This is a genomic window from Sphingomonas sp. DMC6 (genome assembly GCF_056314225.1).
The window spans coordinates 514912-539652 of the sequence record NZ_JBQUYT010000003.1 but is presented as its reverse complement, the minus strand read 5'-3'; the positions used below and the strand labels follow the sequence as shown (position 1 = coordinate 539652).

At 66.8% G+C, this 24741-nt stretch carries 25 protein-coding genes and 1 pseudogene; 12 read left to right on the top strand and 14 right to left on the bottom strand.

The annotated features are described in order from the left end of the window. Positions 1-170 precede the first annotated feature (170 nt). Complete coding sequence (gene recQ, locus ACT53M_RS09905) at positions 171-1940, bottom strand: DNA helicase RecQ (protein ID WP_476233041.1); 1770 nt, start codon at positions 1938-1940, stop codon at positions 171-173. Between the two features lie 91 nt (positions 1941-2031). Further along, entirely contained in the window at positions 2032-2235 is a 204-nt protein-coding gene (locus ACT53M_RS09900; RefSeq protein ID WP_476233040.1) for a putative signal transducing protein, read from the bottom strand. A gap of 52 nt (positions 2236-2287) precedes the next feature. Here ACT53M_RS09900 and ACT53M_RS09895 point away from each other — a divergent pair, with 52 nt between their 5' ends. Continuing rightward, positions 2288-2533 carry a type II toxin-antitoxin system CcdA family antitoxin gene (locus tag ACT53M_RS09895; protein WP_476233038.1) on the top strand — a complete coding sequence of 82 codons (246 nt, stop codon included), beginning with the start codon at positions 2288-2290 and terminating at the stop codon, positions 2531-2533. Further along, positions 2533-2829 (top strand): CcdB family protein, encoded by a 297-nt coding sequence (locus ACT53M_RS09890; protein ID WP_476229385.1) that lies wholly within the window; start codon positions 2533-2535, stop codon positions 2827-2829. Before ACT53M_RS09895 ends, ACT53M_RS09890 begins: the two co-directional genes overlap by 1 nt. Before the next feature lie 4 nt (positions 2830-2833). Here ACT53M_RS09890 and tldD read toward each other — a convergent pair whose 3' ends face one another. The 4 genes from tldD to ACT53M_RS09870 all read right to left on the bottom strand — a co-directional run bounded on the left by tldD (position 2834) and on the right by ACT53M_RS09870 (position 5903). Then, positions 2834-4261: a metalloprotease TldD gene (gene tldD / locus ACT53M_RS09885; RefSeq protein WP_476233036.1), complete on the bottom strand. Its 1428-nt coding sequence runs from the start codon at positions 4259-4261 to the stop codon at positions 2834-2836. Between the two features lie 54 nt (positions 4262-4315). After that, positions 4316-5329, bottom strand: a complete 1014-nt coding sequence (locus ACT53M_RS09880) for a DUF6976 family protein (protein WP_476233034.1) — start codon at positions 5327-5329, stop codon at positions 4316-4318. Continuing rightward, the gene (locus ACT53M_RS09875) at positions 5301-5516 is read right to left on the bottom strand and encodes a hypothetical protein (RefSeq protein ID WP_476229388.1); all 216 of its coding nucleotides are present in this window, start codon (positions 5514-5516) and stop codon (positions 5301-5303) included. The genes ACT53M_RS09880 and ACT53M_RS09875 overlap by 29 nt, the downstream gene beginning before the upstream one ends. Positions 5517-5672: 156 nt before the next feature. Beyond that, the gene (locus ACT53M_RS09870; RefSeq protein WP_476229389.1) at positions 5673-5903 is read right to left on the bottom strand and encodes a zinc-finger domain-containing protein; all 231 of its coding nucleotides are present in this window, start codon (positions 5901-5903) and stop codon (positions 5673-5675) included. Between the two features lie 68 nt (positions 5904-5971). Between ACT53M_RS09870 and ACT53M_RS09865 the strand changes: the two genes are divergently transcribed. After that, on the top strand, positions 5972-6889 hold the full coding sequence (locus ACT53M_RS09865; RefSeq protein ID WP_476233033.1) for an ABC transporter ATP-binding protein: 918 nt from the start codon (positions 5972-5974) through the stop codon (positions 6887-6889). A 3-nt stretch (positions 6890-6892) separates the two neighbouring features. Here the strand turns inward: ACT53M_RS09865 and ACT53M_RS09860 are convergent, their stop codons facing one another. After that, a complete protein-coding gene (locus ACT53M_RS09860) occupies positions 6893-7216 on the bottom strand; it encodes a hypothetical protein (protein WP_476233031.1) in 324 nt (107 codons plus the stop codon). Continuing rightward, positions 7213-8106 (bottom strand): CE1 family esterase, encoded by an 894-nt coding sequence (locus ACT53M_RS09855; RefSeq protein WP_476233030.1) that lies wholly within the window; start codon positions 8104-8106, stop codon positions 7213-7215. Before ACT53M_RS09855 ends, ACT53M_RS09860 begins: the two co-directional genes overlap by 4 nt. Before the next feature lie 92 nt (positions 8107-8198). On the opposite strand from ACT53M_RS09855, the gene nadB reads away from it, so the two are divergent. From nadB to ACT53M_RS09830, 5 genes and pseudogenes are all read left to right on the top strand, one after another. Next, complete coding sequence (gene nadB / locus ACT53M_RS09850; RefSeq protein WP_476233028.1) at positions 8199-9803, top strand: L-aspartate oxidase; 1605 nt, start codon at positions 8199-8201, stop codon at positions 9801-9803. Between the two features lie 126 nt (positions 9804-9929). Beyond that, positions 9930-11039, top strand: a complete 1110-nt coding sequence (locus ACT53M_RS09845; protein WP_476233240.1) for a serine hydrolase — start codon at positions 9930-9932, stop codon at positions 11037-11039. 68 nt (positions 11040-11107) lie between these two features. Next, on the top strand, positions 11108-13864 hold the full coding sequence (gene polA, locus ACT53M_RS09840; RefSeq protein ID WP_476233026.1) for a DNA polymerase I: 2757 nt from the start codon (positions 11108-11110) through the stop codon (positions 13862-13864). Next, positions 13861-15393 carry a lipopolysaccharide biosynthesis protein gene (locus ACT53M_RS09835; protein WP_476233024.1) on the top strand — a complete coding sequence of 511 codons (1533 nt, stop codon included), beginning with the start codon at positions 13861-13863 and terminating at the stop codon, positions 15391-15393. The genes polA and ACT53M_RS09835 overlap by 4 nt, the downstream gene beginning before the upstream one ends. Positions 15394-15573: 180 nt before the next feature. After that, a pseudogene (locus tag ACT53M_RS09830) lies at positions 15574-16586 on the top strand (IS30 family transposase). Positions 16587-16627: 41 nt separating this feature from the next. Here the strand turns inward: ACT53M_RS09830 and ACT53M_RS09825 are convergent. From ACT53M_RS09825 to rpmF, 5 genes are all read right to left on the bottom strand, one after another. Next, a complete protein-coding gene (locus ACT53M_RS09825) occupies positions 16628-16957 on the bottom strand; it encodes a MerR family transcriptional regulator (RefSeq protein ID WP_476233023.1) in 330 nt (109 codons plus the stop codon). A 7-nt stretch (positions 16958-16964) separates the two neighbouring features. Further along, entirely contained in the window at positions 16965-17264 is a 300-nt protein-coding gene (locus ACT53M_RS09820; protein WP_476230014.1) for an integration host factor subunit alpha, read from the bottom strand. Positions 17265-17396: 132 nt separating this feature from the next. After that, entirely contained in the window at positions 17397-18368 is a 972-nt protein-coding gene (locus ACT53M_RS09815) for a beta-ketoacyl-ACP synthase III (RefSeq protein ID WP_476233021.1), read from the bottom strand. A gap of 22 nt (positions 18369-18390) precedes the next feature. After that, the gene (plsX, locus tag ACT53M_RS09810) at positions 18391-19422 is read right to left on the bottom strand and encodes a phosphate acyltransferase PlsX (RefSeq protein WP_476230017.1); all 1032 of its coding nucleotides are present in this window, start codon (positions 19420-19422) and stop codon (positions 18391-18393) included. A 29-nt stretch (positions 19423-19451) separates the two neighbouring features. Beyond that, a complete protein-coding gene (rpmF, locus tag ACT53M_RS09805; protein WP_476230019.1) occupies positions 19452-19631 on the bottom strand; it encodes a 50S ribosomal protein L32 in 180 nt (59 codons plus the stop codon). 209 nt (positions 19632-19840) lie between these two features. Between rpmF and ACT53M_RS09800 the strand changes: the two genes are divergently transcribed. Continuing rightward, positions 19841-20242, top strand: a complete 402-nt coding sequence (locus ACT53M_RS09800; RefSeq protein ID WP_476230020.1) for an MAPEG family protein — start codon at positions 19841-19843, stop codon at positions 20240-20242. Positions 20243-20244: 2 nt separating this feature from the next. Here ACT53M_RS09800 and ACT53M_RS09795 read toward each other — a convergent pair whose 3' ends face one another. Continuing rightward, entirely contained in the window at positions 20245-20928 is a 684-nt protein-coding gene (locus ACT53M_RS09795) for an MBL fold metallo-hydrolase (protein ID WP_476233020.1), read from the bottom strand. A gap of 80 nt (positions 20929-21008) precedes the next feature. Here ACT53M_RS09795 and pabB point away from each other — a divergent pair, with 80 nt between their 5' ends. Genes pabB through msrA form a run of 3 tightly spaced genes read left to right on the top strand, consistent with a single transcriptional unit; the run spans position 21009 to position 24727 of the window. Then, positions 21009-22772 carry an aminodeoxychorismate synthase component I gene (pabB, locus tag ACT53M_RS09790; RefSeq protein ID WP_476233018.1) on the top strand — a complete coding sequence of 588 codons (1764 nt, stop codon included), beginning with the start codon at positions 21009-21011 and terminating at the stop codon, positions 22770-22772. A 34-nt stretch (positions 22773-22806) separates the two neighbouring features. Next, on the top strand, positions 22807-24006 hold the full coding sequence (locus tag ACT53M_RS09785) for a pyridoxal phosphate-dependent aminotransferase (protein WP_476233017.1): 1200 nt from the start codon (positions 22807-22809) through the stop codon (positions 24004-24006). A 49-nt stretch (positions 24007-24055) separates the two neighbouring features. Further along, positions 24056-24727 (top strand): peptide-methionine (S)-S-oxide reductase MsrA, encoded by a 672-nt coding sequence (msrA, locus tag ACT53M_RS09780; protein ID WP_476233016.1) that lies wholly within the window; start codon positions 24056-24058, stop codon positions 24725-24727. Positions 24728-24741 lie beyond the last annotated feature (14 nt).

Sequence of the window (24741 nt, the reverse complement as noted above, 5' to 3'; positions counted from 1 at the left end):
TTTCCTCCCCTCCCTCAAAGGGAGGGGCCGGGGGTGGGTTTGTCGCGCACGGCGCTCGATGCGCTGCACGCGGCTTTCGGGGGTGAGTCTCTTGGGCGCGCAGACGCGCGCACCCACCCCTTGCCCCTCCCTTACAGGGAGGGGTGGTGCAGGTCACGACCCTGTGGCCCTCAAAACTGCCGGATCACCGCCAGGAAATCGGCGCCGTACGCCTCCAGCTTGCGCGCGCCGATGCCGGGCAGCTCGCCCAGCGCCGCCAGCGAATCGGGCCGGGCAGCTGCCATGTCGCGCAGCACCGAATCGTGGAAGATGACATAGGGCGGCAGCCCGGTTTCCTGCGCGATCTCGCGCCGCTTCGCGCGCAGTGCCTCGAACAGCGGGTTGCCGACCGGGTTGGGGACCGATCCTTTTGCGCCCTTGCGTCGCCGTTCGCGGCGGGGCGAGAGGACAAGCTCCAGCTTCGCCTCGCCCTTCAGGATCGGCCGCGCCTCCGGGCCGAATTCCAGCCCGCCATGCTCGTTGGTGCGCAGCGCGTCGCGCAGCAGCAGCGCGCGGGCCACGGGCTTGAGCAGTGCCACTTCGTCGCCGCTGACGATGCCGAACACCGACAGTTTCTCGTGTCCGTTCATCAGGCTGCGCTCGCTCGACACGCCGGTGAGGATGCCCTCGATATAGCCGACGCCGTAGAGCATGCCGGTGCGGAACACGGCGGAAAGAAATTTCTGCGCGGTAACGCTGGCGTCGATCGCGGCGGGGGGACGGAGGCAATTGTCGCAATTGCCGCAGGCCTCGGGCGCATCCTCGCCGAAATGCCGGAGCAGGATGCGGCGGCGGCAGCCGGCCGTCTCGACCAGCGCGCCCAGCGCGGTGAGGCGGGCGCGTTCGCCGGGCTGGCGGGCGGGCTCCACTTCGCCGATCCGCTGGCGGGCGCGGGCGAAATCGTCGGCGCCCCAGAAGAGATGCGCGACCGAGGGATCGCCATCGCGGCCGGCGCGGCCGGTTTCCTGATAATAGGCCTCGATCGATTTCGGCAGGCCGGCATGGGCGACGAAGCGGACATCGGGCTTGTCGATGCCCATGCCGAACGCGACGGTGGCGACCACCACCATGTCCTCGCTGGCGACGAACGCCGCCTGGTTGCGCCGCCGCACCTCGGGATCGAGCCCGGCATGATAGGGGAGCACCGGCCGGCCGGTTTCCGCCGCCAGCTTCTCGGCGAGCTGCTCCACCCCTTTTCGCGTCTGGGCATAGACGATGCCGGGGCCGGGATTATCCGCCACCACGTCGATGATCTGCCGCGTCGTGTTCTCGCGCGGGGCGATGGTGTAGCGGATATTGGGCCGGTCGAACCCGGCGACGATCAGCCCTTCCTCGGGAATGCCGAGCTGGTCGAGAATGTCGGCACGGGTATGCGCGTCGGCGGTGGCGGTGAGCGCGAGGCGCGGCACCTTCGGAAAGCGATCGAGCAGCGGGCGCAGCAGCCGGTAGTCGGGGCGGAAATCATGCCCCCATTCGGATACGCAATGCGCCTCGTCGATCGCGAACAGGCTGAGCTTCGCCTGGGTCAGCAGGTTACGGAAGCCCTCGCCCGAGGCGCGCTCGGGCGCGATATAGAGCAGGTCGAGCGCGCCGGCGCGGAAGCGCTCGATCGTCTCGGCGCGATTGTCGTCGACGCTGGTGAGCGTGGCGGCGCGGATGCCCACCGCCTCGGCTGCGCGCAGCTGGTCGTGCATCAGCGCGATCAGCGGGCTGACGACGACGCAGGTGCCCTCCAGCATCACGGCGGGGAGTTGATAGGTCAGCGATTTGCCGGCGCCGGTGGGCATTACCGCCAGCGTGCGCTTGCCCGCCAGTACCCGGTCGACCACCGACGCCTGGACGCCGCGAAACGCGTCATAGCCGAAGACCCGGCGGAGATGGTGGAGCGGATCACCCGACATCGCCCGTCCCTAGACGCGTGGCGTGGCAGCTGTCGAGCCAATGCGGGTGCCGCTGCGCCGGCTTGCTAACCCGCGGCGCGTGTCGGCGCGGTCAGGCCGGTTGGTCCACGATCGCGCGGGCGGCGGCGATGTCGTCGTCATCGACCATCACGCGCACGGGAATCAGTAGATAGCTGCCATCGGCGATGCTGGCGCCGGCGTCGAACACGAAGCTGGGGATGCCTACCTCTTCCAGTCGCCCCTGGACGATAAAGGCTTCCTGCCGGTTGAACCGGCCGAGTTCGACAAGGGCCATAGCGGCGCCTCCTTGCGTTGACGCGCATGGACCATGCGCATAGCTTGTCCGCATGAAGCATGATCCCGTCGCATCCGGCAAGCGCAAGGCAGTGAACCTGTCGCTCGATACGGGCGTGGTGGCCGCTGCGCGCGAGGCCGGGCTAAACCTGTCGCAGGTCTGCGAGGCAGCGATCCGCGCGGCAACCAAGGCCGAGCAGGACCGGCGCTGGCAGGAAGAAAATCGGGAGTGGGCGGAAGCTTCCAATAAATGGGTGGAAGAAAACGGCCTTCCACTCGAACGCTATCGCATGTTCTGATGCCGCAGTACGACGTGCATCGCGCCAAAGACGGCGCGTTGCTGCTCAACTGTCAGGCCGAGGTGCTGGGGCATCTCTCCACCCGCATGGTCGCGCCCCTGGTGCCGCTCGATCGGGCGCCCGCCCTGCGCGCTCGCTTGAACCCGGTGTTCGACATTGCCGGTGTGCGTTGCGCGATGGTGACGCAGTATGCTGCGACCGTCTGGGCCAAGGATCTCGGCCCTACAGTTGCATCGCTCGAAACCCATCGGTTCGATATCATTGCTGCGTTCGACATGCTGCTGACGGGCAACTGACGGCTTACGCCGCCGTCCCGCCTACCGTCAGCCCTTCGACCAGCAGCGTCGGCTGGCCCACGCCGGCGGGGACCGACTGGCCGCCCTTGCCGCACATGCCGATGCCTTCGTCGAGCGCGAAGTCGTTGCCGATGCCGGTGACCTTGTGGAGCACGGTCGGCCCGTCGCCGATCAGCGTGGCGCCCTTGATCGGCGCGCCAAGCTTGCCGTTTTCGATCCTGTACGCCTCGGTGCAGGAAAAGACGAACTTGCCCGAGACGATATCGACCTGCCCGCCGCCGAAGCTCTTGGCGTAGATGCCCCTCTTCACGCGCGACAGCAGCTCGGCTGGATCGTCCTTGCCCCCGCGCATGAAGGTGTTGGTCATGCGCGGCATCGGCGCGTGCCGGAACGATTCGCGGCGGCCATTGCCGGTCGGCTCGACGCCCATCAGCCGGGCGTTCAGCCGGTCCTGCATATAGCCCTTGAGAATGCCGTCCTCGATCAGCACCGTCTCGCGGGTCGGTGTGCCTTCGTCGTCGATCGAAAGCGAGCCGCGGCGGTCGTGGATCGAGCCGTCGTCGACCACCGTCACGCCCGGCGCGGCGACGCGCTCGCCGATCCGGCCGGAAAAGGCGCTGGTGCCCTTGCGGTTGAAATCGCCCTCCAGGCCGTGGCCCACTGCCTCGTGGAGCAGCACGCCCGGCCAGCCGGGGCCGCACAGCACGGTCATGTCACCCGCCGGGGCTGCGACTGCGTCGAGATTCACCAGCGCCTGCGCCAGCGCCTCGTCGATCGCGCGGTTCCAAGTCTCGGGCTGGAACAGCCGGTCATAGACCACGCGGCCGCCGGTGCCGAAGCTCCCGGTCTCGCGCCGGCCATTCTTTTCAACCACGATCGAGACATTGAGGCGCACCAGCGGACGCACATCGGTGGCGACGAAGCCGTCGGGCCGCACCACTTCGACCACGCTCCACTGGCCTGTCAGGCTGACCGACACCTGCTTCACCCGCGGATCGCGGTCGCGGGCCGCGGCGTCGATCGTCTGGCAGAGATTCACCTTGTCGGCGAACGGCACCAGATCGAGCGGGTCGGCATCGGTATACAGGTGGCGATTATTGCCCTGGGGCGGCGGCGCCTTGCCTTGGCGGGCCGGATCGATCAGCGCCATGGTTTCGGCGGCGCGGCGAATGGCGGCGGCGCTGATCTCGTTGGCATGGGCGAACGCGGTCGTTTCCCCCGACACGGCGCGCAGGCCGAAGCCGGACTGGGTATCGAATGACGCGGTCTTCAGCCGGCCGTCATCGAATCCGAACGCTTCGGACTTGCGATATTGCAGATAGAGTTCGCCGTCCTCGGCCTGGGCCAGTGCGTCGGCAGTCAGGCGAATGGCCGCATCGGGATCGAGCTGGTCGCGATAGAGAAAGGCGCGGGGGTCGGTGGGACTGAACATGTAATCCATATAGGACGCGCGGCCCCCTTGTCTAAGGGGCCGCGCGTTCCCGGCTCAGGATATGCGGACGCGGACCAGCGTCTGGTTGAGCAGCTGATATGCGATTTCGCCGAAGGTGATCGGCCCGCCGACCCCGCCGATCGCCTTGCCCTCGAGCTGGCCGAACAGGAAGTTGAGGATGCAGTTGCACGACCACACCGTGTTCTCGCCCGGCTTGGCCGCCAGCGCGTCGCGGAAGCTGCCGGCGTAATCCTCGACCGGGCGGGCAAAGTGATAGTCGACGCCCGGGAACACCGGGGCATAGAGCGTCACGCCGTCCGCTTCGACGCTGCGGATCGATACGTTCAGATGCGCACCGGCAAAATCGCCGACCAGCGGCAGCTTGCCTTCGTCCAGCCCGTGGCTGCGCAGATAGTCCGCGAAGTCGACGCTCTCGCCATTGACGGTGCAGCGCGTCGGGTGGCTGGTGATCGCATCGAAGTGCAGCAGGTCGCCGCCATCGGGCGCGAACAGGTTGACGATCTCGATCGCCAGCAATGCCGCTTCCGGCAGCGTGACATGGAGCACCACCGCCCGGTCGCGATGCACCTTGCCGGTGCGCCCGTCGACGACGACGGCGAACCCGTTCGGATCGCTCAGGTCATAGCCGGCGATCCACCCCACGGTCGGCTTCAGGAAAGCCTGGGGATAGTCGCCGGCTTCGAGCGCGAAGCGCTGGTGACAGGCCGAATCGGCCGGCAGGATGGCGACGGCAAAGCCGTGATCGGGCGCGGTACCCGAAATCGCTTCGAGCGAATCGACATCGAAACAGGCGACTTCCGCCTGCGGAAAGGCCGAGAAGTCGGATACGAACACCTGGTCGTCCCCGACCACGACGCCGCCTGTCTCGGTCATGAAATAGGGCGTGCTGCCGCCGATCCATGCGCCGTGCGGCAGCGCGGCGAGGGCTGCGGGCCGGCCGGCCACGGCCAGGACAGCGCCCGCGCGGATCAGTTGGGCCGCATCTTCTACTGAGAGGAGCTGGTTGCGCATCGTGGCGTCAAAGCCCGGCGAATTGAGCGATTTCATTCTTCAGCCCTCCTTCCCATTTGGAAAAAAAGAAGTGGAGTTCCTGCGCCTTGGCGCTGAGGGGTTCGTTGCTGCGCTCGAACCGCTTGGCCATCATCTGGATGCCCATATTGTCGGTGCGAATGCGCGATAGACCGCCGCTGGCAAGGCGTTGCCAGCACGCGGCGTCGGGCGGTGGCACTGCCATACCCCTTCTCCTGCTCATGATCGGGACGCGACACTGCGTCCGCGCGCAAGCTAGGCAGCGGCGGTTAGCGAATGCTTCGGGATGGCCTCCGAAGATTCACCTTGTGCGAATTACTTAGCAGCAGGCATTGGGCACTTGCCCAATACGCTCAGTCTCTCAGAGGCTGGCGCCTGCCGGATGATCGGGCAGCTGGCTCTGGTCGGCGCCGTCTGCGGGTCCGCCGATCAGCACGAAACGGCGGTCGCAATAGCCGCAATCGACATATCCGGTCTCGTCGATCTGCAGGAATACGCGCGGATGGCCCAGCGCGGCGGGCAGACCTTCGCCGGTGCCGTCGCAGGCGACGCGGGAATGGGCGGTGCGGATCACTTCGGGCGGCGCAATCATGACATCAGCCCCTAGCAAAGCGCGCGGGGGCTCGCAATCGGATGCGCACGGTCTTATGGCCATGGGCCATGACCCAGGCAGCGATCGCGATCGATACTCTGTGCAAGACCTATGCGGGCGGCAAGCGCGCGCTGGACGGCGTGAGCTTCGAGGTGCCGCGCGGGCAGATATTCGGACTGCTCGGCCCCAATGGCGCCGGCAAGTCGACGCTGATCAACATCCTGGCTGGGCTGGTCAACAAGACCGACGGCAAGGTCTCGATCTGGGGTTTCGACATCGATGCGCACCCGCGCAACGCCAAGGCGAGCATCGGCATCGTCAACCAGGAAATCCTGTTCGATCCCTTCTTCACGCCCAAGGAGACGCTGGAGATCCAGGCCGGGCTGTACGGGGTGGACAAGGTGCGGTTCGACGCGATGGCGTTGCTCCGCGCAGTGCATCTGGAAGACAAGGCGAACGCCTATTCGCGCACGCTTTCGGGCGGCATGAAGCGGCGGCTGATGGTCGCCAAAGCAATGGTCCATTCGCCGCCGATCATCGTGCTCGACGAGCCGACCGCGGGCGTGGACGTGGAACTGCGTCAGCAGCTCTGGGCCTATGTAAAGCAGCTCAACCAGCGCGGCGTGACGGTGGTGCTTACGACGCACTATCTCGAAGAGGCCGAGGAGCTGTGCGACCGGATCGCCATCATCAACCACGGCCAACTGATCGCCAACAAGCCGACGCGCGAACTGGTCGGCATGGCGCAGGAAAAGGTGGTCGAGGTGACGGTGGACCGCGACATCGCCTCCGCGCCGGAAAATGCGTGCTTCCAGAAGGTGGAGCTGAAGGGCGAGCGGGTGCTGGTGATCACCTACCGCAAGGACCAGGCGAATGCCGGCGAAGTGCTGGGCGCGGTGCAGGCGGCGGGGCTGGGGATTGTCGACGTGTCGACCCGCGAGGCGGATCTGGAGGATGTGTTCCTGAACCTGACGCGGGCGGCGTAGGGCTCAATCGACTGCAGCTATTGAGCCTTCGCCGATGATGCGCCCATCCCAGAGGTAGAAATGTCCAGCCCCCGCAAGCGCCGGCACCGCCTGCTCAGGGTTGAGGAATGTAAAGCCGATCCGTCGCTGTTTGCCCGGATGTAGCGGTTGGTCGCGCAGCAGGAGAAGCGAATCCCATCCGGATATCGGCTGCTCCTTTGATGCGATCAGGAGGCACCCGAAGCCCGGGAGGGCCGGGCCAGCCCTCCCGCCATCCGCGGTTTCGTACAGCCAGATATCCGCAACGAGGTGCGGCTCGGCGTCCCGCTGAACGTCGAGCCTGCTCACCGCCGGTGCTGCGCGAAGAACGCCCACATCGCCTCATTGTCCGCCACCCACACATGGCCCGCGCCGTGCTTCACGCGACCGGCCACGTCCGCACCGCCCGCGCAGCGGCTGAAGCGTTCTTCCGTCACCTCCGCCGAAACCTCGCGCTCGACCGGCCCGGCGCGACACCCGTTCAGATCGGCCCAGCGCGCCAGCGCGGTGTGCATGGTGTACTGCCAATATCCCGCGCCGCCGCCCTGGATCGGGTTGGTAGTGTCGGCATCGCCCGCGAAGGCCAGCACCGGCATCGGGCGTGAGGCCGCGCAGGTTGCCGGATCGGGCACGCGCGGATTGCCGGCCAGCGGGTTGCCCGCGCGCAGGCCGACCACCGGCGCAATCGCGGCAAAGCGGTCCGCCGCGACGCAGCCGAGCCATGACGTCAGCCGCCCGCCGCCCGAATAGCCGGTGGCATACACCCGGGTCCGATCGACGCAGCCCTTGGCCGCCAGCTGGTCGATCGCGGTTTTCACAAAGGCGACATCGTCGGCATCGCCCGGACCGGGAATCTTGCCGGTCACGGTCGGCACGCCGGGGATGTTCCAGACAAAGCCCGTGGCGGCGGGAATGCCGCCATCCGGCGCCGCAAGCAGGAAGCCGTGGCGGTCCGCCGTCGCCTCCAGCTTCGACTGGGCGAGGATCGCTTTGGCGGTGCCGGTGCTGCCATGGAACACGAACACCAGCGGCAACCGTGCCGCACTGCGCTCGGCGGGAACATGCACCAGCATCGACCGACCGGTGCCTTCGATGGCGACGGGAACCGTCGTCCCCGGCGCACCCAGCGCGCACCGCGCCGCCTGTGCCGTGCCGCTGCCGAACAGCGCCGCCAGCCCGATCAACCATGCCCACCGCATCCGCGTCTCCTCTCCTGCCGCGACTATGGACCAAGGCAGGGGATTGCGAAACCGGCGGCATGCGCGCTTAAAGCGCGGCGAAGGAGTGTGCCTTGCCCGATACCGATCATCGCAGCGATATCCTTGTCCTCGGCTCGGGCGCGGCGGGGCTCACCACTGCGCTCCATCTGGCGGACCGGTTCAAGGTGACGGTGCTGGCCAAGGGCGGCTTTGCCGAGGGCTCGACCGCCTGGGCGCAGGGCGGCATCGCCGCGGTGCTGGAAGAGGGCGACACTTTCGAAAGCCATATCGAGGACACGATGGTCGCCGGCGCCGGCCTCAACGACCGCGCGACCGTGGAGATGGTGGTCGAGAACGCCCCCGCCGCGATCGAGCGGCTGGTCCAGCTCGGCGTGCCGTTCAATACCGAGGGCAATGCGCTGCACCTCACCCGCGAGGGCGGGCACAGTCACCGGCGCATCGCGCATGTCGACGATGCAACCGGGCTAGCCGTGCAGACCGCGCTGCTCCGCGCCGCGCAGGCGCATCCGAACATCACTTTGGTGCCTGACATGGTGGTGATCGACCTCGCCACCAGCCGGCATGAACTGCGCTATTCGGGCGCGGGGAATGTCTGGGGCGTCTATGCCTTCAACCGCCGGACCAACCGGGTCGAGCTGTTCACCGCCCGCGCGACCGTGCTGGCGACCGGCGGGGCGGGGCGGACCTACCTGTTCTCCACCGCCCCGCGCGGCGCGACGGGGGACGGGATCGCGATGGCGTGGCGCGCGGGCTGCCGCATCTCGAACATGGAGATGATGCAGTTCCACCCGACCTGCCTTTACAATCTCGACGTCAAGAACTTCCTGATTACCGAGGCGGTGCGCGGCGAAGGCGGGCATCTGCTGCTGCCGCCCGATGCCGGCGAGGAGGCCGGCCACCGCTTCATGCCCGATTTCGACGCGCGGCTGGAACTGGCGCCGCGCGACATCGTCGCCCGGGCGATCGACCATGAGATCAAGCGGCTCGGCCTCGATTATGTCCATCTCGACATCAGTCACATGGGCGCGGAATTCGTCCAGCACCATTTCCCGACCATCTACCACCGGCTGCTCGACCTCGACATCGACATGACGAAGGAGCCGATCCCGGTGGTGCCGGCGCAGCATTATACCTGTGGCGGCGTGGTGATCGATCGCGACGGGCGCACAGACCTGCCCGGCCTCTATGCGGCGGGCGAGGTAAGCCAGTCGGGGCTGCACGGCGCCAATCGCCTGGCGTCCAACTCGCTGCTCGAATGCTTCGTGTTCGGCGAGGCCGTGGCGAATCACATCGCGGCAAACTGGGGCGACCTTGCCCCGCCGCCGGCGATTCGCCCCTGGGACGAGAGCCGGGTCGCCGATTCCGACGAGGAAGTCGTCATCAAGCAGAACTGGACCGAGATCCGGCGCTTCATGTGGAACTATGTCGGCATCGTGCGCACGACCAAGCGGCTGGAGCGCGCCGCGCACCGCATCAAGCTGCTGCGCGAGGAAGTGGCCGACTATTACGGCCATTTCCGCGTCACGCCCGACCTGATCGAGCTGCGCAACCTGCTCGAAAGCGCGGACCTGATCGTCCGCTCTGCGCTGCACCGCAAGGAAAGCCGCGGGCTGCACTATACGCTCGACTATCCGGAGACGCTGGCCGAGGCGGTGGACACGGTGTTGGTGCCGTGAGGGGTTGCCACGGTTCGTCGCTAAGGCGAATCGCTTCGTCGCATCGGGCTTTGATGATACTTTGCCACATGGCGCCCAGCGACCATTATGGGGTCCGGGGCAAGAGGCTGAGTTCGCGTGCGTAAAATCCGTTTTTCCAAGGTCGAGCGGGCGTTCACCGTTGCCGGGCTGGGTCCGGCGCTGCTGCTCGGTTGTGCGGTGCACGAAAATCCGCAGCTCGCCGCCTATCTGCCCGCTCCCAATTACCGCGTGCTGATGCCGATTCCGGCGGCGCAGGCTGCCCCCAAGCCGCAAGTGCCGCCACCCGCCGTGCTGGTGCAGGCGCTGAACGGTATCACCCGCAACTTCCACGGTGTCGTAGGCATTGCCGTCACCAGCATCGAAGGCGGCTGGACCGCATCGGAAAATGGTGCGCGCAAGCTTCCGCAGCAGAGCGTGAGCAAGCTGTGGGTGGCGATGACGGTACTCGATCAGGTCGATCAGGGACACATCCGCCTCAGCGATCCGCTGGTCATCACCAAATCGGACTTCACGCTGTTCCACCAGCCGGTCGCGTCGCTGGTGAAGGGCGATCAGGGCTATCACAGCACCGTCGGCGAGATCATGCACCGCGCGCTGACGATGAGCGACAATACCTGCAACGACAAGCTGTTGCGGCTGGTCGGCGGGCCTTCGGCGGTGCGTTCGTTCATTGCCCGCAATGCGCTGGGCTCGATCCGCTTCGGACCGGGCGAGAAGCTGTTGCAGCTGGGCACCTCGGGTCTGCCGGCGTGGAAGCCCGAATATTCGATGGGCAACACCTTCGCCGTCGCCCGCGCCAAACTGCCGCGCGCGACCCGCGTGGCGGCGTTCGATTCCTACGTCGCCGATCCGCCCGATGGCGCGGCGCCGCTGGCGATTGCCGGCGCACTGGCGCGGCTGAAGCGCGGCGATCTGCTGTCGCCTGCTTCCACCCAGTGGCTGATCACGACGATGCAGAGCTCGCACACCGGCAAATACCGGCTGCGCGGCGCGGTGCCGCCGGGCTGGAAGTTCGGTCACAAGACCGGCACCGGCCAGGATCTGTTCGGCCGGACGGCGGGCTATAACGATGTCGGCATCCTCACCGCGCCCGATGGCCGCTCCTATGCGCTGGCGGTGATGATCGGCGACACGCCGCGGCCGATCAACGAGCGGCAGATGCTGATGCAGTCGGTGGTGCGCGCGATCGTCGCCCAGCACGATGCCAGTGCCTGAAAACGGGGCTTCGGCCCTGTTCGCAGCGGGATGACGGGCGCCGCGCGCGCTGCTATCTCCCGAACACGATGCCGCATCTCTATCTCGTCGATGGCTCCAGCTATATCTTCCGGGCCTATCATCGGCTGCCGCCGCTGACCAACAAGCATGGCGAGCCGGTGGGGGCCGTCTATGGCTATACCACCATGCTCTGGAAGCTGGCCGACGAGCTGCACAAGGCCGACGGCCCAACGCACATGGCGGTGATTCTCGACAAGTCCGAGCACACCTTCCGCAACGATCTGTACGACCAGTACAAGGCGCACCGCCCGCCCGCGCCCGAGGATCTGGTGCCGCAGTTCCCGATGATCCGCGACGCCACCCGCGCGTTCAGCCTGCCGTGCATCGAGGAGCTGGGCTGGGAAGCGGACGACCTGATCGCCAGCTATACCAAGGCCGCGCTGGCGCAGGGCTGGGCCGTGACGATCGTCAGTTCCGACAAGGATCTGATGCAGCTGATGACCGATCCGTCGGTCGACATGCTCGATACGATGAACAACCGGCGGCTGGGGCCGGATGACACGCGCGAGAAATTCGGGGTCGGCCCGGAAAAGCTGGGCGAAGTGCTGGCGCTGATGGGCGACAGTGTCGACAATGTGCCGGGCGTGCCGGGCATCGGTCCCAAGACGGCGGCCAAGCTGATCCTGGAGCATGGCGACCTCGAATCGGTGCTCGCCGCTGCGCCCGAGATGAAGAAGGGCAAGCTGCGCGACAATCTGATCGAGCATGCCGAGATGGCGCGGCTGAGCCGCAAGCTGGTCGCGCTCGAATGCGACGTGCCGCTTCCCGAACCGCTCGAGGCGCTGGTGCTGCAGGGGATTCCGGATGCGCCGCTGCGCGCGTTCCTCGAGCATCACGGCTTCAAGTCGCTGATCGCCCGGCTGGGCACCGTCGCCGATGCACCGGTCGCGGAGCCCGAAACGCCCGGCGTGAAGGAAGACCCGCCCTGCAACTATGACGGCTATGAGACCGTTACCGACCTTGCCGCGCTGGAACGCTGGGTGACGGTGGCGCGCCATCAGGGGTGGGTTGCGATCGATACCGAGACGAGCGGGCTGGACGCGACGCAGGCCGATCTGGTCGGGGTCAGCATGGCGCTGGCGCCGAACCTCGCCTGCTATATCCCGCTCGGCCATGGCGGTACCGACATGTTCGCCGAAAAGCCGGTGCAGATCGATCGCGCGGAGGCGCTCGCCCGGCTGAAGCCGCTGTTCGAGGATCCGGCGGTGCTCAAGATCGGCCATAATCTGAAGTACGACATGATCGTGCTCGGCCGCGCCGGCATCCGCGTTGCGCCCTATGACGATACGATCGTGATGAGCTTCGACCTCGATGCCGGGCTGCACGGGCATGGGATGGACGAGCTGGCGGCGACGCATCTGTCGCACAGTTGCATCGCCTACAAGGACGTGGTCGGCACGGGGAAGAGCCAGCTCAGCTTCGGCCAGGTCGATCTGAAGACCGCCACCCGATACGCCGCCGAGGATGCCGATGTGACGCTGCGGCTGTGGCGGCGGCTGAAGCCGCGGCTCGCCTATGAGAGCGTGACGCGCGTCTATGAAATGGTCGACCGGCCGCTGGTGGGCGTGCTGGCGGAAATGGAGAGCGCGGGCATCAAGGTCGATGCCGGGGTGCTCGCCCGCCTGTCCGCCGACTTCTCGCAGCAGATCGCGGCGCTGGAGGAGGAAATCCACGGCATCGCCGGATTCAAGTTCACCATCGGCAGCCCCAAGCAGCTGGGCGACGTGCTGTTCGACAAGATGGGCATCAAAGGCGGTCGCAAGGGCAAGTCGGGCGTCTATTCGACCGATGTGAACGAGCTGGAGCGCATCGCCGCCGACAAGGATTCGCCCGGCCGCGAGATGGTGCTGAAGGTGCTCGACTGGCGCCAGCTCACCAAGCTCAAATCGACCTATACCGACGCGCTGCAGGCGCAGATCAACCCGGCGACGGGGCGCGTGCACACCAGCTACAGCCTTACCGGCGCGCAGACCGGGCGGCTTTCGTCGACCGATCCGAACCTGCAGAACATCCCGATCCGCACCGAAACCGGCCGCCAGATCCGCGATGCGTTCGTCGCGGAGCCGGGCAATGTCATCCTGTCGGCCGACTATTCGCAGATCGAGCTGCGGCTGGCCGCGCATATCGCCGACGTGCCGGCGCTGCGCACGGCGTTCGAGCGCGGCGACGACATCCACAGCATGACCGCGATGGAGCTGTTCGGCGAAGTCAATCGCGACACGCGCGGACGGGCCAAGACGATCAACTTCGCGATTCTCTACGGCATTTCGCGTTGGGGCCTGGCCGGCCGGCTCGACGTGACGCCCGACGAGGCACAGGCGATGATCAGCCGCTATTTCGAGCGCTTCCCCGGCATCAACCGCTATATCGCCGATACGCTGCGCGAGGCGAAGGAGCGCGGCTATACGACCACGCTGTTCGGGCGGAAGACGCATTTCCCGCGGCTCAAATCGTCCAACCCGAACGAGCGCGCGGGCAGCGAGCGCGCCGCGATCAACGCGCCGATCCAGGGCACCAGCGCCGACATCATCAAGCGCGCCATGGCCCGCATGGGGCCGGCGCTGCGCGAGGCCGGCCTGCCGAATGTGCGGATGCTGCTCCAGGTGCATGACGAACTGGTGTTTGAGCTGCCCGAAGCCGATGTCGCGGCGGCGAAGCCGGTGATCGAGCGCGTGATGGCGACGGCGGCCGAGCCGGCGATCAAGCTCACCGTGCCGCTGGGCGTCGAAATCGGCGTTGGTCCAAGCTGGGGCGCCGCGCATTGAGCCAGGCCGCCGCGTCCGAAGACATCAACGCTCTCGCCAAGGGCGGCCGCACCAACATCATGGGGTTCGTGCTGCGGCTTGCCGCGCGGCTGCCCTTTCTGTTCATCGCCGGCCGCGCCTATGGGCCCGACATCGTCGGCCGCTATGCCATCGCGGTGCTGGTCATCGAGTTCGTTGCGCTGGTCGCCACGCTGGGCCTGAAACGCGGGCTGGCACAGGCGCTGTCGAGCACGGACCGGCCGCACACGCATGTGGTGTGGGACGCGATGGCAGTCGCCTTTGTAACGGCGCTGATCGCCAGCGGTATATTGGTCGCCTTCCCCCAGGCGCTGTTTCCCAACAGCGCAGTGGTGGGGTTCGAGCGGCTGCTGCCGCTGGTAGTGATCGCCACGGCGCTGTCCGACGTATCGCTTTCGGCGCTTGCCTATCGCCACAATATCGGCGCCTCGGTGACTGCCCGCGCGATCATCGAGCCCTGGACGATCAGCATCGCCGCCTGGCTGTTTTCCTATGTTTCTGCGCGGGACGGGCTGCTGCTGGCCTATGTCCTGTCGATGAGCGCGGCGCTGATCGCATCGCTGGTGCCGTTCCTGCGCGAATATGGAGTTCCGCAAGGCTGGCGGCCGCGGCTTGTCGAAATCTGGGGGCTGGCGCGCCGCAACGCGCCGCTGGCCGGCGCCGATGCGATCGAATGGGCGACGCGCAATGTCGACCGGTTCATCCTGGGGCTGTTGTTCACCCCTACGGTGGTCGGCATCTATTATATGGCGCAGCAGGTCACGTCGGTGCCGCAGCGGCTGAAGTCGAGTTTCGACCCGATCCTGGGGCCGGTGGTGACGCAGAGCCTGGCGGCCCATGATCGTCCCGCAGTCGCCCGGCAGGTGCGCCAGGTCGGTTTCTGGATTCTGTGCGCGCAGGCCGCGCTGGCAGTGATGTTCGCCATTCCCGCACAAGGCGTGATGGGGCTGATCGGCCGCGAGTTCGTGGCCGGGGCAGGGGCGCTGTGCATCCTGCTGGTCGCCGAAGTGCTCGCCTCGCCGGGGGCCGTGTGCGAGACGGCGCTCGTCTATATCGCCCGCCACACCAATCTGGCGATTTCGCTGTGCGTGTTGCTGCTCCAGATCACGCTCAGCTTCGTGTTCGTGTTCGTTGCGCGCGGCGAGGGGCTGCCGCTGATGGTGCAGGCGGCCGGCCCGGCGCTGGCGCTGGTGCTGGCGCTCACCATCGGTTCGGCAGCGAAGGCGCTGTTGCTGCGGCGGCTGCTCGGCGCGCCGGTGGTCAGCCTGCGGATCAGCTTCTTTGCCGCCATCGGCATGGCGATGCTGGTCGGCTATGCCTTCCTGTCGCTGCCCCGCAAGCTCGAATGGGTCGAACTGGCGGTCGGCATGCCGTCGATCGCGATGACGTTTCTGTTCGTCATCATCCATTTCGGCTTCGGCCCGGAAGACCGCTCGCTGTTCCGCAAGATGCCGAGACAGGACGAGGTGGCGCGCACGCCGGCAGTGGCGGGAGTGGGGCGGGAGCGCTGACCAGCCCCCGACGGCGCATACCGAGTTGCGCTGATAAGAACCCATCGCTGCTCCGTGAGGCGTCACCCCGGCGAAAGCCGGGGTCCATTGGAGTCTCGCTATCGCCTCTTGCTGAGCACGAGTGGCGAATGGATCCGCTGAGTTCACAAACGAAGTGCAACACCAGGTTAGGGTGTTGTCATGGGAGAGCATTACCGCCAGCTCAGCCTTGAGGAGCGGTGCACGATTGCCCGGCTTCGCGAAGCCGGGCAATCGTGCCGGCAAATCGCGGCAGCTGTGGATCGCCCGGCATCGACGATTGCTCGGGAGCTGAAGCGCAACAGCGGCAAGACGGTTGGCTACAAGCCGGTCTATGCCGAGGAGCAGGCGCGGGCCCGGCGCTGGACGGGCAGCCGGCTGGAACGCGATGCGGGCTTGCGCGAGAAGGTGCTGGCCGGTCTCGCGGCGGGCTGGTCGCCCGAACAGGTCGCCGGGCGCCTCGCCCGTGAAGCCGGCAAGCCGTGCATCAGCCACGAGAGCATCTATCGGTTCGTCTACGCACAACTGCGCCGGACCAACGATGGCGCCTGGCGCCACTATCTGCCCTGCGCCAAGGCCAAGCGTGGGTGGCGGCGTAAACCCGGTGGTTCGCCGGCCAGCTTCATTCGCCTGCGCGCACCCATCGCCGAGCGGCCCGCCGATGCCGCGGATCGCCGGACCCCAGGCCATTGGGAAGCCGATTACATGCTGTTCGCCCGCTACGGCGACAACATCCTCGTCGCCCAGGAGCGCGCCTCGCGCATTATCCTGCTGGCACGACCGCCAGACCGCAAAGCCGCCCGCACCGTATCGTGCTCGCCGACCTTCTCCGCCCATGGCCCAAGGCCATGCGCACCACCCTGACCGTCGATAACGGCACCGAATTTGCCGAACATTACAGGCTCGCCGAGCAAATCGGCATCCGAACCTTCTTCTGCGACCCACATGCCCCTTGGCAAAAGGGCGGCGTCGAAAACGCTATCGGACGCCTGCGACGCTACCTGCCGCGCAGAACCAATCTCGACGACCTCGGCGCCGATCAGTTCGCCGCCATCGCCGCCAGATACAACAACACGCCCCGCAAATGCCTCGACTTCAGAACACCCGCCGAGGCATGGGCGCAACAGCCGTTGCACTTCGAATGTGAGTCCACATTCCGGCTTCCGCCGGGATGACAGAGGGAAGCGGGATAGGTCAGCACCCATCCACCTTGGTGTCAGCCGTCGGCGGCCAGTGCCTCGGCCAGCGTATCGCGGATCGCCTGCAACTCGCTCGCCCGGCCACGGCCGCGCGCGGCCTTCTCTGCGGCCAGCAGGCGCTGGACGCCGCGGATCGTATAGCCTTCGTTGCTCAGCAGATGGTGGATGCGGCGGACCAGCGCGACATCGTCCGGGCGATAATAGCGCCGGTTGCCCGCGCGGGTGAGCGGTTTCAGCTGCGGAAACCGCGTCTCCCAATAACGCAGGATGTGCTGGGGGCGGCCGATCTCTTCGGCCAATTCGCCAATAGTGCGCAAGGCGCCAGCGGCCTTCTCGGTCGCCGGCACGACGCTATCAGCCCGCAGCGACGATGCGATCGCGCATCATCTGGCTGGCACGGAAGGTGAGAACGCGGCGCGGTGCAATCGGCACTTCGACGCCGGTCTTGGGATTGCGGCCGATACGCTCGCCCTTGTCGCGCAGAATGAAGCTGCCGAAGCCGGAAATCTTCACATTTTCGCCGCGAGCAAGTGCTTCGCACATGTGCTGGAGGATCTGTTCGACCAGACGCGCCGCGTCGGCGCGGGAAAGACCTACTTCGCGATGCAGAGATTCAGCCAAATCAGCGCGCGTTAACGTTCCGGCAGCGGTCATCTCGCAATTTCCTTTCATGTCCGATGCGCGAATCTACCAGATCGTTTTGCTGTAGCAAGCGCACCTATTGTGCCGCAGCAACGGTACAGACAAATACTGGAAAAACACGTAGGTCGGGCATGGCCGGATGTATCAGAACCGTACGACGGCGGCGCCCCAGGTAAATCCGCCGCCCATCGCTTCCAACACCAGCAAGTCGCCGCGACGGATTCTGCCGTCCCGAACCGCGGAATCTAGCGCCAGCGGCACCGATGCTGCCGAGGTATTGGCGTGCTGATCGACGGTGACGATCACCTTTTCTGGCGCGAGATTGAGCTTGCGCGCGGTCGCATCGAGAATTCGCGCATTGGCCTGGTGCGGCACCACCCAATCGACCGCGCTCGAATCGAGTCCGGCGGCAGCCAGCGCCTCTTCCATCACCGATGCCAGATTGACGACCGCGTGGCGGAACACTTCGCGTCCCTTCATGCGAAGCTTGCCGACGGTGCCCGTGGTCGAGGGGCCGCCATCGACATAGAGCAGGTCGTTATAGCGACCGTCCGCATGCAGCTTGGTGCTCAGAATGCCGCGCGCCGCATCATCGGGGCTGTCCTGCGCCTCGAGCACGATCGCGCCGGCGCCGTCGCCGAACAGCACGCAGGTGGTGCGGTCTTCCCAGTCGAGAATGCGGCTGAACGTCTCTGCGCCGATCACCAGCGCCCGACGATGGACGCCGGCGCGCAGCATCGAATCGGCGACCTGGACGGCATAGAGAAAGCCAGAGCAGACGGCGGCAACGTCGAACGCGACGCAATCGAGGATACCCAGCGCGTTCTGCACGCGGGTGGCGGTGGCGGGAAAGGTCTGGTCGGGCGTGGCGGTCGCCAGCACGATCAGGTCGATGTCTGCCGCGGCAATTCCGGCGGCGTCGATCGCGGCCCGCGCGGCATCGGCTGCCAGCGTGCCGGTCGTCTCTTCGTCACCGGCAATATGGCGGAAGCGGATGCCGGTCCGCTCGACGATCCATTCGTCCGACGTGTCGACCTTTGCGGCCAGCTCTGCATTGCTGACGCGGCGTGCCGGCAGTGCCGATCCCGTGCCGATGATCACCGAACGCACGGTCATGCGACGCCTTCCTTATCGTTGTTCAAGCGGCCTTGGCCTCGAAATTACCCAGATCCTCGGCGATCCGCCGAGTCAGATCGTCGCGTACCATCTTCGCCGCGAAGCCGATCGCGGTATCGACGCCGATTTCGTTGGCGCCGCCATGGCTCTTCACGACAATGCCGTTCAGACCCAGAAACACGGCGCCATTATGGTTGTTGGGGTCGAGATGATGGCGCAGCAGCTCGGTCGCCGGGCGCGAGATCAGAAAGCCGATCTTCGAACGGATCGAGCTCTGGAAGGCACGGCGCAGCAGATCGGCGACGAAACGGGCGGTGCCCTCGGCGGTCTTGAGCGCGATATTGCCCGAAAAGCCGTCGCACACGATCACGTCGACATCGCCGCGCGACAGGCGGTTGCCTTCGATGAAGCCGGTGAATTCCAGCGGCAAATGGCTGGCGGCGCGGAGCCGGGCGGCAGCATCGCGGATGCTGTCGGTGCCCTTCATCTCTTCGGTGCCGATGTTGAGCAGCGCCACGCGCGGGCGATCCAGGTCCAGCGCGGTGCGGGCATAGGCGGCGCCCATCACGGCGAACTGCACCAGATTGCGCTCGTCGACTTCGGTATTGGCACCGAGGTCGAGCATCACCGTGTCGTTGGCGCCCAGCGAGGGCATCAGCGCGGCAAGCGCCGGCCGGTCGATGCCGGGCATCGTCCGCAGCGCCAGCTTCGCCATCGCCATCAGGGCGCCGGTATTGCCGGAGGACACGGCAGCGCCGGCCCGGCCCTGCTTTACCTGATCGATGGCAATGCCCATCGAGGTCGTCTTGGCGCGACGGATCGCCTGGCTGGGCTTTGCATCGGCCGCAACCACGCCTTCCGCATGGACGATCTCCGATGCGGCTGCCAGATTGGGATGCGCCTTCAGGCCTTCGCGAATCCGTGCTTCATCGCCGACCAGGATGAATTCCATCCCGTCGAAGCGGCGGCGCGCACGCGCGGCTCCGGCCAGCATGACAGCAATTCCCTCATCACCGCCCATCGCATCGACGGCGATTCGCGAGGGAATGGTCATGCCGGCAACCCCCCGTTGCGGACCGTGGCTCAGCCCTCGACCGAAACGATCTCGCGGCCGTTATAATGGCCGCAGGCATTGCACAGATTGTGCGGGCGCTTCAGCTCGCCGCAGTTCGGGCATTCCTGGAATGCCTCGACGGTGAGCGCATCGTGCGACCGGCGCATGCCACGCCGCGACGGCGAGGTCTTTCTCTTCGGAACGGCCATCTAGGCACCTTCAATAAGCTACTGAATCAATAAAGTCGCGATACGCCCACAGGTCTTTCAGGGCAAGCGACGGCTAGGCCGGCCGCTTGCCGGACCAGCAGGCAGGTCACGAAGCGAGCCCGCGCGTATAGCGATTCTTCTTCGCGTTGCAAGCGCAAGCCGCAACTGGCACTGGGCGCTATCACCTGGACGGAGAGGGGGAAGGCCCGATGTTTTACCTGCCGGTTACGCTGACGAGCGCGGGCGCTGCTGCGCTGATCAACCTGTGGCTGGCGATTCGCGTCATCCAGCTGCGATTCGCCGACAAGGTGCTGGTGGGCGACGGCGGCAGCCCGCGCCTCACCGCGCGGATGCGCGCGCAGCTCAATTTCGCCGAATATACGCCGATCGCGCTCATCCTGATCGGCTTGATCGAGCTGGCCAAGGGCACCAGCCTGTTCCTGTGGATCGTGTCGTCGCTGTTCCTGCTCGGCCGGGTGCTGCACCCGTTCGGCATGGACGGCATGCTGCGCGCGCGTCAGGCCGGCATCATGCTCACCTTCGGCACGATGATCGTGCTGGCGGGCTATGCCGTCTGGCTCGGGCGCATGGGCATGAACCCGCTGCACTGAGTTCAGGCGCGCGCCAGCACCGAATCGGCCACGAAGGGGTTTGTCCTGCGTTCGTGGCCGAAATTGCTCGGCTGGCCGTGCCCGGGGACGAACACCGTGTCGTCCCCCAGCGGCCAGAGCCGGCCCGTGATCGAATCGAGCAGATCCTGGTGGTTGCCCAGCGGAAAGTCGGTGCGGCCGATCGATCCCTGGAACAGCACGTCGCCGACGATCGCCAGCTTCGAGGGGGCGTGGTGGAACACGACATGGCCCGGCGTGTGCCCGGGGCAGTGATGGACATCGAGCACCAGTTCGCCCACCGTTACCTGATCGCCCTGCACCAGCCAGCGCGCCGGCTCGAACGGGGCGCCGCGAATGCCATAGCGGCGTCCGTCATCCTCCAGCTGGGCGACCCAGAAACGATCGGCCTCGTGCGGGCCTTCGATCGGCACGCCAAGTTCGCGCGCGAATTCGGCGGCGCCGCCGCAATGATCGATATGGCCATGGGTGATCAGCAGCTTCTCGATCGTCACGCCGTGCTGGGCGGCGGCCGCCTTCAGCCGGGGCAGGTCGCCGCCCGGGTCGACAAAGGCGCCGCGCATCGTTTTCGTGCACCACAACAGCGTGCAATTCTGCTGGAGCGGCGTGACCGGCACGATGGCTGCGCGCAGCGGGGTATCGGCGGGGTTTGCGGACGGGGTCGACATGGTGCCGACCTAGTGATCGCCGGGGCTCGCGGCAACACGGGCTTGCCGATCGACGCGCAGGGTTGCATTCCGGGCGGCTGATGCTGTTGTCGCCGCCCTTCGTCCTGCTCGATGATGCGCGTGCCCGTGCGGGGCCGGCGCGGCTTTATGTCGACCCGGTGGCAATCGTGACGGCGGAACGGCTGGAAGAGGTGGCGCCGGCGCTCGACCGCTTGCGTGCGGCGGCGGCCGAGGGCCTCGATGCGGCGGGATACCTTGCTTATGAAGCGGGCGCCGCGCTCGCGCCGCATGTTCCGGCGCGTGCCGATGCGGGGCCGCTCTTATGGTTCGGGCTGTTCCGCGGCTATCGGCCGGTCGAGGATGTGACAGGCTTGCTGCCCGATCCCGCAGGCGCCTGGGCCGGCGCGCCGCACCCGGCTGTGGCGCGCGCCGACTATGACGCGGCGATCGCCCAGGTGCTCGACTATATCCGCGCCGGCGACATCTATCAGGCGAACCTTACCTTTCGCGCGACGGTGCCGGTCGCGGGCCATCCGGCGGCGCTCTATGCGCTGCTGCGCGGGCGGGCGCAGGCCGGCTATGGCGCGCTGGTCGCGACCGGCGCGCGCTGGCTGCTCAGTCTTTCGCCCGAGCTGTTCTTTGCGCTGGAGGACGGGCGGCTGACGGCGCGGCCGATGAAGGGCACCGCGCCGCGCGGCGCCGACCCCGGCGAAGACCGCGCCCTCGCCGCAGCGCTGCAGGCCGATGCCAAGCAGCGTGCCGAAAATCTGATGATCGTCGACCTGATGCGCAACGATCTCGGCCGCGTTGCCCGCCCCGGCAGCGTCGCGGTGCCGGCACTGTTCGAGGTGGAAACCTATCCGACCGTGCACCAGATGACATCGACCGTCACCGCCATGCTGGCGCCCGACCGGGATGCGGTCGATGCGCTGGCGGCGCTGTTTCCCTGCGGATCGGTGACGGGCGCGCCCAAGATTCGTGCCATGCAGGTGATCGAAACAGTCGAATCCGGCCCGCGCGCCGCCTATACCGGTTCGATCGGGAGGCTGGATGCCAATGGCGATGCGCAATTCAACGTGGCGATCCGGACGCTCGAAATCGGTGCGGACGGCGCTGCCTCGCTGGGGCTCGGCTCGGGCGTGGTCGCCGATTCCGACCCCGATGCGGAATGGCGCGAATGCCTGGCCAAGGGCGCGTTCGTGACGGCGGGCGAGCGCGACTTCGACCTTATAGAGACGATGCGCTTCGATCCCGAAGTCGGCATTCTGCTGCTCGAGCGGCATCTCGAGCGGATCAAGGCAAGCGCGCAGGCGCTGGGCTTTCCCTTCGACCGGCACGGCGCGCGCAACGAATTGCAGGCCGCGACCTTCCGTTTGCGCGCGCCGGCGCGGGTGCGGCTGGTCGCGGGCCCCCGGGGCGGCATCGCGATCGGCGTCGCGCCTCTCCCAGAGGCGCCCGGCGCACCGGTGCCGGTGCGGCTGGTGCGCCATCAAGTTGCGCGAGACGACTTCCGCCTGGCGCACAAGACGACGCGGCGGGCACTCTATGATGCCCCCCGCGCCGCGGCCGGAACATGGGAAGTGGTGTTCACCGATGCAGACGCCTTTGTGACCGAAGGCAGCTTCACCTCGGTATTCGTGGAGCGGAACGGCGTGCTGGTGACGCCACCCTTGTCGCGCGGGCTGCTTCCCGGCGTGCTGCGGGCCGAGCTGCTGGCGACCGGCCGCGCGGTGGAGGGCGATCTGCGCCCGGCCGATCTGGCGGGCGGATTCTTCGTCGGCAATGCGCTGCGCGGACTGGTTGCAGCAGTACCAGTTGCGGAAAGCGCCGAAGCGGACCTATAGGCGCCGCATCTTTCCCGGAAAAGGCGCCCGACCCATGCAGACTTCCGCCGCGCTCCAGCGCATCCAGCCCTCCGCCACGCTCGCCATGACCAGCCGCGTGTTCGAGCTGAAGCGTGCCGGTGTCGACGTGATCGGCCTGGGCGCGGGCGAGCCCGATTTCGACACGCCCGATTTCGTCAAGGAAGCCGCGATCCAGGCGATCCGCGACGGCAAGACCAAATATACCAATGTCGACGGCACCGCCGAGCTGAAGGACGCGATTGCGCTGAAGTTCAAGCGCGACAACGGACTGGACTATACGCCCCAGCAGATCACCGTGAACGTGGGCGGCAAGCACACCCTGTTCAACGCGATCGTCGCGACGGTGGGTGCGGGGGATGAAGTGATTGTGCCCGCCCCCTATTGGGTCAGCTATCCTGACGTGGTGCAGTTCGCGGGCGGCACCCCGGTGTTCATCGCCGCCGGCGCCGACCAGCACTACAAGATCACGCCTGCGCAGCTGGAAGCGGCGATCACGCCGAAGACCAAGTGGGTGATCCTCAACTCGCCGTCCAACCCCACCGGTGCCGCCTATTCGGCCGCCGAGCTGAAGGCGCTGGGCGAAGTGATCGAGCGCCACCCGCATGTCTGGGTGTTCGCCGACGATATGTACGAGCATATCCTGTACGACGGTTTCGAATTCGCGACCATCGCGCAGGTGTGCCCGTCGCTCTACGACCGCACGCTGACGGTGAACGGCTGCTCCAAGGCATATGCGATGACCGGCTGGCGGATCGGCTTCGCCGGCGGCCCGGCGCCGCTGATCAAGGCGATCGCCAAGCTCCAGTCGCAGTCGACCTCGAACCCCTGCTCGATCGCCCAGGCGGCGGCGGTGGCGGCGCTTACCGGCGACCAGAGTTTCCTGAAGGACCGTGCGGCCGCGTTCCAGACGCGCCGCGATCTGGTGGTCGGCATGCTGAACGACATCGACGGCATGACCTGCCCGACGCCCGAAGGCGCCTTCTATGTCTATCCCGAATTCAGCGCGCTGATCGGCAAGACCACGCCCAAGGGCAAGACGATCACCAATGACGAAGAAATGATCGGCTATTTCCTCGACGAGGCGCGCGTGGCGGCGGTGCATGGCGCGGCGTTCGGCCTCTCGCCGGCGATGCGGATCAGCTATGCGACGTCGGAAGCGTTGCTGCGCGAAGCCTGCACGCGCATCCAGACCGCCTGCGCCGCGCTGCGCTGACCTTCGGTACGGGGTAACCTGAAGGCGGGTTTGCGCGTATAAGGGGTCTATGCTGCGCAAGACTCCCAGGCTCCCGCTGCTCCTCGCCGGCTTTGCCGGCGGTGCGCTCTTGTTGCTCGCCGCCGGTGGCGCCCCCGCCGAACAGGCAGTCGCGATTCCCGCCCCGACGCTCGATCTGCCCAAGACCGGCGGCCGACAGGTGGCGGTGCTGGCGGGCGGCTGCTTCTGGGGCATGGAAGCGGTGTTTCGCCAGGTGAAGGGCGTGCAGTCCGTCACCAGCGGCTATGCCGGCGGCACCGCGAACACGGCCACCTATGATCAGGTGTCGACCGAACGCACCGGCCATGCCGAGGCGGTGAAGATCGTCTATGATCCCGCCCGGGTCAGCTATGGCACGTTGCTGCGCGTCTATTTCTCGGTCGCACACGACCCGACCGAGCTGAACCGCCAGGGGCCGGACCGCGGCCCCAGCTATCGCTCGGCGATATTCCCGCAAGACGCGGCCCAGCGGCGCGTGGCAGCGGCCTATATCGCCCAGCTAGGCCGAACAAGGGCTTTTCCCGGACCGATCGTGACGCGGATCGAAACCGGCGGCTTCTACCCGGCCGAGGCCTATCATCAGGATTTCTACCGCCGGAACCCGACTCATCCCTATATCGTCCACTGGGACAAGCCGAAGGTCGCGGCGTTCCGCGCCGCCTTTCCGCAACTGGCGAACTGACGCGTGGCCGGCGG

Bases quoted from the DNA above. Each gene is read 5' to 3' on its own strand.
- recQ (WP_476233041.1), bottom strand. From the start codon at position 1,940: ATGTCGGGTGATCCGCTCCACCATCTCCGCCGGGTCTTCGGCTATGAC.
- ACT53M_RS09900 (WP_476233040.1), bottom strand. From the start codon at position 2,235: ATGGCCCTTGTCGAACTCGGCCGGTTCAACCGGCAGGAAGCCTTTATC.
- ACT53M_RS09895 (WP_476233038.1), top strand. From the start codon at position 2,288: ATGAAGCATGATCCCGTCGCATCCGGCAAGCGCAAGGCAGTGAACCTG.
- ACT53M_RS09890 (WP_476229385.1), top strand. From the start codon at position 2,533: ATGCCGCAGTACGACGTGCATCGCGCCAAAGACGGCGCGTTGCTGCTC.
- tldD (WP_476233036.1), bottom strand. From the start codon at position 4,261: ATGTTCAGTCCCACCGACCCCCGCGCCTTTCTCTATCGCGACCAGCTC.
- ACT53M_RS09880 (WP_476233034.1), bottom strand. From the start codon at position 5,329: ATGAAATCGCTCAATTCGCCGGGCTTTGACGCCACGATGCGCAACCAG.
- ACT53M_RS09875 (WP_476229388.1), bottom strand. From the start codon at position 5,516: ATGGCAGTGCCACCGCCCGACGCCGCGTGCTGGCAACGCCTTGCCAGC.
- ACT53M_RS09870 (WP_476229389.1), bottom strand. From the start codon at position 5,903: ATGATTGCGCCGCCCGAAGTGATCCGCACCGCCCATTCCCGCGTCGCC.
- ACT53M_RS09865 (WP_476233033.1), top strand. From the start codon at position 5,972: ATGACCCAGGCAGCGATCGCGATCGATACTCTGTGCAAGACCTATGCG.
- ACT53M_RS09855 (WP_476233030.1), bottom strand. From the start codon at position 8,106: ATGCGGTGGGCATGGTTGATCGGGCTGGCGGCGCTGTTCGGCAGCGGC.
- polA (WP_476233026.1), top strand. From the start codon at position 11,108: ATGCCGCATCTCTATCTCGTCGATGGCTCCAGCTATATCTTCCGGGCC.
- ACT53M_RS09820 (WP_476230014.1), bottom strand. From the start codon at position 17,264: ATGACCGCTGCCGGAACGTTAACGCGCGCTGATTTGGCTGAATCTCTG.
- ACT53M_RS09815 (WP_476233021.1), bottom strand. From the start codon at position 18,368: ATGACCGTGCGTTCGGTGATCATCGGCACGGGATCGGCACTGCCGGCA.
- plsX (WP_476230017.1), bottom strand. From the start codon at position 19,422: ATGACCATTCCCTCGCGAATCGCCGTCGATGCGATGGGCGGTGATGAG.
- rpmF (WP_476230019.1), bottom strand. From the start codon at position 19,631: ATGGCCGTTCCGAAGAGAAAGACCTCGCCGTCGCGGCGTGGCATGCGC.
- ACT53M_RS09800 (WP_476230020.1), top strand. From the start codon at position 19,841: ATGTTTTACCTGCCGGTTACGCTGACGAGCGCGGGCGCTGCTGCGCTG.
- ACT53M_RS09795 (WP_476233020.1), bottom strand. From the start codon at position 20,928: ATGTCGACCCCGTCCGCAAACCCCGCCGATACCCCGCTGCGCGCAGCC.
- pabB (WP_476233018.1), top strand. From the start codon at position 21,009: ATGCTGTTGTCGCCGCCCTTCGTCCTGCTCGATGATGCGCGTGCCCGT.
- ACT53M_RS09785 (WP_476233017.1), top strand. From the start codon at position 22,807: ATGCAGACTTCCGCCGCGCTCCAGCGCATCCAGCCCTCCGCCACGCTC.
- msrA (WP_476233016.1), top strand. From the start codon at position 24,056: ATGCTGCGCAAGACTCCCAGGCTCCCGCTGCTCCTCGCCGGCTTTGCC.